The organism is Shewanella sp. MBTL60-007 (assembly GCF_019654915.1).
Classification (GTDB): Bacteria; Pseudomonadota; Gammaproteobacteria; order Enterobacterales; family Shewanellaceae; genus Shewanella.
The window spans coordinates 1-1,308 of sequence record NZ_BPET01000142.1 but is presented as its reverse complement, the minus strand read 5'-3'; the positions used below and the strand labels follow the sequence as shown (position 1 = coordinate 1,308).

The 1,308-nt window shown below is 40.6% G+C and carries 1 protein-coding gene; it reads left to right on the top strand.

Annotated elements, in window-relative coordinates:
* Window positions 1-41: 41 nt before the first annotated feature.
* Window positions 42-1,276 (top strand): IS3-like element ISSpe1 family transposase gene (locus K5Q92_RS23710; protein WP_220771244.1). Its coding sequence is split into 2 segments (ribosomal slippage): window positions 42-399 and window positions 399-1,276, totalling 1,236 coding nucleotides; the frame shifts between segments, so codons are not numbered across the junction.
* Window positions 1,277-1,308 lie beyond the last annotated feature (32 nt).

The window sequence follows — 1,308 nt, the reverse complement described above, 5'->3', positions numbered from 1 at the left end:
TGTCTTGTCCTGGAATGTGTTTACACATTTAGGACTTTATTATGACCACACCAATACCAGCCCGCGTTAAGCGAACACAGCGAGATTATTCGTTAGGCTTTAAATTACAAGTTGTAGCTGCCGTAGAAAAAGGCGATATGACTTATAAACAAGCTCAAACAACCTATGGCATCCAAGGTCGCTCCACGGTACTTACTTGGCTTAGAAAGCACGGTAAGATGGACTGGACTCAACCAGTGAGAATGACTATGCCAAAAACAACCAAAGCTAAAGAAACCCCAGCTCAAAAGATTAAGCGCCTTGAAAAAGAGCTGGAAGATGAGCACTTACGTAATCTATTACTCAATGAAGCCGTTGATATTATTGATGCAGAGTATGGAGCTGGCCTTAGAAAAAAGTACTTAGCCAGGGAGCGAGAAGTCTTCAAAAACAGAAAGTAACGAGCTTAAATCGCGCTTGTAAGCTTCTGGGTATAACAAGACAAGCTATCTATCAAAGAGAACGAAGAGCGAATTGTAGAGCAATGGAGTTAGCCCCTGTAAAAGCGATGATACTAGATATCCGTCGGTTTATGCCTCGGATTGGTGGCAAGAAACTCTACTTTTTACTTAAGCCTAAGTTCATCGAGAAAGGGATTAAACTTGGGCGCGATAACTTCTTTAGTTACTTGAAAAGTGAAGGCTTGTTAGTCAAACCTAAGCGTAATTATACCAAGACAACTAACAGTAAACATTGGATGAAGAAACATCCAAATTTATTGAAAGAGTTAGTGCCAACAGCACCTGAAGAGGTGTTTGTTAGTGATATAACATATGTGCAATCAGAGCAAGGCATACATTATCTATCATTGGTAACTGACGCGTTCAGTCGTAAAATAATGGGATATGAATTAAGTAATGAAATGAAAGCTACAGACGTAGTCAAAGCGTTAGAAATGACGATAAGTAATCGGCAGTACCAGCATCGAGCAGTACATCACTCAGACAGAGGGTTACAGTATTGCTCTGCCGTTTATCAGTTAGCGTTGCAAAGAAGTGACATCCGCGCGTCAATGACCGATGGATATGATTGCTACCAAAACGCACTAGCAGAACGTATAAATGGGATATTAAAGCAAGAGTTTCTATTATCTCCTTGCTGCAACCTTAATGAGTTAAAGCAACTCGTTGAGGAGTCAATTTTTATATACAATGAGCTGAGGCCGCACTTAAGCTTGGGTATGAAAACACCTAATCAAGTGCATAAAAAAGACCAGCAGCAGAAGCTACTGGTCTAGTAAAAACCGTCAACCTATTTCAGGACGGGACA